At 31.9% G+C, this 5536-nt stretch carries 6 protein-coding genes; 1 reads left to right on the top strand and 5 read right to left on the bottom strand.

The genetic code is table 11. The features are described 5' to 3' along the window. Nucleotides 1-520 precede the first annotated feature (520 nt). The 5 genes from I6U48_RS29260 to I6U48_RS29240 form a co-directional block, all read right to left on the bottom strand. Nucleotides 521-1243: an amino acid ABC transporter ATP-binding protein gene (locus I6U48_RS29260; protein ID WP_218324039.1), complete on the bottom strand. Its 723-nt coding sequence runs from the start codon at nt 1241-1243 to the stop codon at nt 521-523. Continuing rightward, the gene (locus tag I6U48_RS29255) at nt 1236-1886 is read right to left on the bottom strand and encodes an amino acid ABC transporter permease (protein ID WP_218324038.1); all 651 of its coding nucleotides are present in this window, start codon (nt 1884-1886) and stop codon (nt 1236-1238) included. Before I6U48_RS29255 ends, I6U48_RS29260 begins: the two co-directional genes overlap by 8 nt. A gap of 389 nt (nt 1887-2275) precedes the next feature. Next, nucleotides 2276-3124, bottom strand: coding sequence for a transporter substrate-binding domain-containing protein (locus I6U48_RS29250; protein ID WP_218324037.1), 849 nt, complete (start codon nt 3122-3124; stop codon nt 2276-2278). Between the two features lie 133 nt (nt 3125-3257). Further along, nucleotides 3258-3530 (bottom strand): hypothetical protein, encoded by a 273-nt coding sequence (locus I6U48_RS29245; RefSeq protein WP_218324036.1) that lies wholly within the window; start codon nt 3528-3530, stop codon nt 3258-3260. Nucleotides 3531-3544: 14 nt separating this feature from the next. Further along, entirely contained in the window at nt 3545-4411 is an 867-nt protein-coding gene (locus tag I6U48_RS29240; RefSeq protein WP_218324035.1) for a tRNA 2-thiocytidine biosynthesis TtcA family protein, read from the bottom strand. Nucleotides 4412-4619: 208 nt separating this feature from the next. Between I6U48_RS29240 and I6U48_RS29235 the strand changes: the two genes are divergently transcribed. Continuing rightward, nucleotides 4620-5459: a CvfB family protein gene (locus I6U48_RS29235; protein WP_218324034.1), complete on the top strand. Its 840-nt coding sequence runs from the start codon at nt 4620-4622 to the stop codon at nt 5457-5459. Nucleotides 5460-5536: the final 77 nt, after the last annotated feature.

The following is a 5536-nucleotide window of genomic DNA, read 5'->3' as shown; positions in this document are numbered from 1 at the left end:
GTTAACTTTCTGGTCTAGTTGTTTATGTAGTGTAACAGTTCTTTTTTTTATGCATATGAATTGTAAGGATATTCAAGTATGATAATCTTATTAATAGATAATTTGACAAAATAAATTATTTAGCATATTTAATTTATATGCTAAATAATTTATTTTGTCAAATTATCTATTAATAAGATTATCATACTTGAATATCCTTACAATTCATATGCATAAAAAAAAGAACTGTTACACTACATAAACAACTAGACCAGAAAGTTAACTTACACGTAGGGATATGTTCCCAAAGCTGAAAACACATATAAAAACTTTTTAGTCAATCTTAGCTCAGTATTTTAGACAATCTTAGAAACCTTTATATGTTTGAGGTACGAGTTTATAAAAGTTTCTTAGATTTTCAAAATACTGAGCTTTAGATTGGCAAAAAGTTTTTATAGTGTCGAAGCTTGGGAACATATCCCGGAGTGTAAGTTAACTTTCGGCCATAGATGTTTATATAGCACAACAGTCCTTAGTGTTTTTATAATACTTTTGCTAAGAAATCCTTAGTTCTTGAATGTTGAGGATTTTTGAATAATTCCTCTGGTACGTTTTCTTCTATTATATTCCCTTGATCCATGAATAGCACTCTGTCTCCAACTTCCCTTGCAAAGCCCATTTCGTGAGTAACAACAACCATTGTCATACCTTCTGCTGCAAGTTCTTTCATAACATCAAGAACTTCTCCAACCATTTCTGGGTCAAGTGCTGAAGTTGGCTCATCGAATAACATTACATCTGGAGCCATAGCAAGAGCTCTAGCTATAGCTATTCTTTGCTTTTGACCTCCAGATAATTGTCCTGGATAACTGCTTGCCTTATCATCAAGACCTATTCTTTTTAATAAGTCAAACGCAACCTTTTTAGCTTCTTCATCAGACATACCTTTTAGTTTTTTAGGTCCTATAGTAATGTTATCCAATACACTTAAATGAGGAAACAGGTTAAATTGTTGGAAAACCATACCCATTTTTTGTCTTAATTTATTTATATCAGTGCCTTTGTCCGTTATTGATATTCCTTCAAATATGATTTCGCCCTCTGTTGGTTCTTCTAGTAAGTTAAGGCATCTTAAAAATGTACTTTTCCCGGAACCACTAGGTCCTATAACAACGACAACTTCACCTTGGTCTATTCCTATGTTTATTCCTTTAAGAACATGTAATTTACCAAACTTTTTATGCAAATCTTTTACCTTAATCACTTGTTTTCATTCTCCTTTCAAAGGAACCTACTATCTTAGAAAGTGTAAATGTCATTAAAAAGTATAATATAGCTGCTGCAATTAAAGGTTCAAAAGGCTTAAATATATTACCTCTTACAGTATCAGCATTATACATAAGTTCATGTATACCTATTATTGATGCTATTGAAGATTCCTTAATTACAGTTATAAACTCATTACCTAGTGCAGGTAGAATATTTTTAATAGCTTGAGGTATAATTATATATCTCATAGCCATTCCCTGAGTCATACCGATAGATCTTGCTGCTTCCATTTGACCTTTATCTACAGCTTGTATTCCAGCACGTATTATTTCTGCTACATATGCACCACTGTTAACGGATAAAGCCACAATACCGGCAATAAAATCCGGCAGGTTAACGCCAACATGTGGAAGACCATAAAATACAATATATAATTGTACAAGAATTGGTGTTCCTCTTATAAATTCTATATAAGCAGCTGCTATTACATTTAAAATCTTTTTCTTTGATAATCTCATCAGAGCTAAGAAAATTCCAAGCACTACACCAATTAAAACTGCGAAGAATGCTAGAAATATGGTATATTTAACTCCATTTATAAAAAACATATAATATTTAGATAAAAAACTAAAATCCAATGTAAATCCTCCCCTGGTTATAGATACACACAGTCAAAAATTAACCCATAAAAAATATTTATTGATAAAAAGTTAAGATACTTTTAGAGGACAGAGTACAATTGACATAGGACATTGAAGGAGGATTTTTCTCCGCTGCGCTACGAAAAATCTTTAATTTAAAAGAAACTCCTGCTCTCTTGTTTCACAGGAGTTCTCTCTGCTTATGAGTGATGTTTCGCTTTAGCAAAACAAGCCTAAAAAAACAAATTAGTTTTCTGACGTAAGGAAGAAAACTCACCTTCACTGTCCTCTCTCAATTGTCCTCTAAAGATACATTCACGCATTCCAAACATTACCAATAATTCTCATAGTATATGTTCTGTGCTGATTGTCTATATTATAGTAATTTATTTTGCTTCTACTGAATTAGTTGCATCAGTAACAAATTTATCAATGCTCTTGTCTTTAACTAGTTTATCTAATGTTTTGTTTACAGCGTCTACTACATCTTGACTTCCTTTTTTGATAGCTACAGCAGCACCTGCATCGTCAGTTGTAAGTTTTACATCTTGTGATATCATTATATCTTTGTTTGCATTAGCATTTGATGTTGCAACTGGTGATTCTATTATAGCTGCATCAACTCTGTTGTTCTGAAGTGCCATTACTAAATCTGATATTTTTCCAAGTGCTACAGCTTGAGAGTCTGGCATTTGTTTCTTTGCTATTTCTTCTTGTATTGCTCCTTTTTGAACACCTACTCTTTTTCCTTTTAAATCAGCTATTGATTTAAACTTATCTTTATCCGCAGTTCTTATAACTACAGTTTGAACTGCTTTGTAATATATGTTGGAAAAATCTACATTCTTCTTTCTTTCTTCAGTTGGAGTCATTCCAGATACGATAATATCAATATTTCCTTGATCTAGAGCTGCAAGTAATCCATCAAATTTCATATCTTTTATTTCAAGTTCCACACCCATATCTTTTGCTATTTGCTTTGCTATTTCAATATCAAAACCTACTATTTCGTCTTTTCCATTAACTGATTTATGGAATTCATATGGTGGATAATCTGCACTAGTTCCAAGAACAAGCTTCTTGTTTTTCAGTATCTTTTGCATAGTTTGTGATTGCGCTTTATCCTGTGATCCACTGTTTGATGCCTCTTGTTTGTTTCCGCAAGCACCAAGAGTAAGCATTGTACCTACAATTAAAGATATTGACAATAACTTCTTTAAACTTCCTTTTAACATTTTAATTTCCCCCTAAATTTTTATCATTGAATAATACTTCAAAATTCATTCTTGAATTATTATACAACAATTTTTATATTTATACAATAGTTTTTAGTAAATTTTTTAGTCATAAATTTATTCACTAGTCGTATTAATCCCTTTCTGCATCCAGTTCCTCTATTACAAATCTGTCGAAATCTAACTCTTCTACAAAGTTATGTTGATTAAATATTGTCTTTCCTCTTCTGTTATATTCATCTAAATTACTAGGCAGCCAATAAGGTTTAGGTATATCAAATACATTACACAGTTCTGTTATGCATATCTTTAAGTTTTCTTGATAACTTCCCTGCACCTCCGAGATTGCAACTTCATCTCTTATGATTTTCCCATTCTTAATTATTTTTCCCCATATTTTCAGCATAAATTCCTCCAAAATTATTCTTCATCATATACATCTAAAAATGAATAATTTTCTCCATCTTTCTGCCACCCTAAAATAGAATTCATATTTACATTTTGAGCAGATCTAAAGATAGATTTTTCTACATCTTTAAAATCTTTTTTTACAGATTCAATTAAATCCTTAATTTCGTATCTCTTGTTTCCTATTTTTTCAGCAGCTACCATACATGCACAGTTTAATGGCCAAATGCCGCTGTTTTGAATGAACTTTTTAATATAATCTTCATGTATATAATAGAGCGGCCTTATAAGTTCTATTCCTTCAAAGTTAGTAGACTTTAATTTCGGCATCATTGTCCTAAAGTTCCCTGAATACAAAACATTTAATAAGGTAGTTTCAATGACATCGTTAAAATGATGTCCTAAGGCAAGCTTGTTACAACCTAATTCCTTAGCTTTATTGTATAAAGATCCTCTACGCATTCTTGCACACATATAACAAGGATAATCCTGTGCTATACGATCTACTACCTCAAAAATTCCTGATTCAAAAATATGAATAGGTATATTTAAATATTCACAGTTACTAATTAACAACTTTTTTATATCTGGATGATACCCTGGGTCCATGGCAATGAATTCTAACTCAAAATTCATCTGCCCATGACGTTTCAGCTCTTGAAAAAGCTTCGCCATAAGCATACTATCCTTTCCTCCTGAAATTGCTACTGCGACCCTATCTCCATCTTCTACTAATTTAAAGTCTTTAACCGCTTTAACAAATTTTGACCAAATATGTTTTCTATATCTCTTAGTAATACTACGCTCTATTTCTTGAAGTGGTTTTCTTTCTTCTTCTGGAACTAAAATTTCACAGCCTTTTCCTGCTATATTGCTCATTTTAAATTATACACCTCACTCACTTTTCACCAAAGTATTATAGCACCTTTTAAGAAAAATGCGAAGCATTTTTTAGAGGACAGAGGACAGCGTTTGTCCTCTGTCCATTGTCCTCTCATAAAAATTTTGTGTCGCAAAATTTTTAAACTGTGTTAAAATAAGAAATACTAAGAAAAATTAAAAACACATATGAAGTGAGGTAATTAATTTGATAAAAATAGGTGACTTTAATAAACTGAAGATTGTACGAAGAGCAGATTTTGGATACTATTTAGATGCTGGTACAGGGAATACTAGTGATGATGTACTACTTCCAAACAAAAGTGCACTAGGTAAAGCTCTTAACATAGGCGACGAGGTTGAAGCTTTTATTTATAGAGATTCAAAGGACAGAATAATTGCTACCTTAAAGAGACCTCTAGCTACAGTTGGAGAATTAGCTTATCTTAAAGTAGTTTCTACCACTAAAATTGGAAGCTTTGTTGACTTTGGTCTAGAACGAGATATATTAGTGCCATTTAAAGAAAAACTCTATGGATTGCAGAATAACAAATTCTATTTATTTTATATTTATTTGGATAAAACCGGAAGAATAGCGGCTACTACTGATATTGATAGACACTTAGAAGATACTGATAAATATGCATCTGGGGACCATGTTAAAGGTATTGTTTATGGATTTCAAACTAATAAAAGCGCCATGGTAGCTGTAGATAATATGTATAGAGGAGTCATTTTAAAACACGAATACTTTTCTGAGATTAACCCTGGAGATGTGTTGGATTTAACTGTGCTTAAGATCTATGAGGACGGCAAATTAGGACTTACTCCGAGAAAATCTGGTAAAATTGAGAGAACTGAACTTCAAGACTCAATTTTAGAATACTTAAAAGCTCATGATAACTTTATGCCCTTTAATGATAAGAGTTCACCAGAAAAAATATACGATGCTTTTCATGTAAGTAAAAATAATTTCAAGAATGCTTTAGGTGGACTTATGAAAAGAAACTTAATAGTTCAAGATGAGAATGGAACAAAGTTGAAATAATACGAAGTATTATTTCCGAGAGGACAATTGAGTGTCTACCTTGTCTATCTATAGACACCCACGGCCGACACTTAACT

Source organism: Clostridium thailandense, from assembly GCF_019207025.1.
Classification (GTDB): domain Bacteria; phylum Bacillota; class Clostridia; order Clostridiales; family Clostridiaceae; genus Clostridium_AM; species Clostridium_AM thailandense.
This window is presented reverse-complemented; position numbering and strand designations above follow the sequence as displayed.

Excerpts from the sequence above, each read along its gene's own strand:
- I6U48_RS29240 (WP_218324035.1), bottom strand. The coding sequence starts at position 4,411 with ATGAGCAATATAGCAGGAAAAGGCTGTGAAATTTTAGTTCCAGAAGAA.
- I6U48_RS29245 (WP_218324036.1), bottom strand. The coding sequence starts at position 3,530 with ATGCTGAAAATATGGGGAAAAATAATTAAGAATGGGAAAATCATAAGA.
- I6U48_RS29250 (WP_218324037.1), bottom strand. The coding sequence starts at position 3,124 with ATGTTAAAAGGAAGTTTAAAGAAGTTATTGTCAATATCTTTAATTGTA.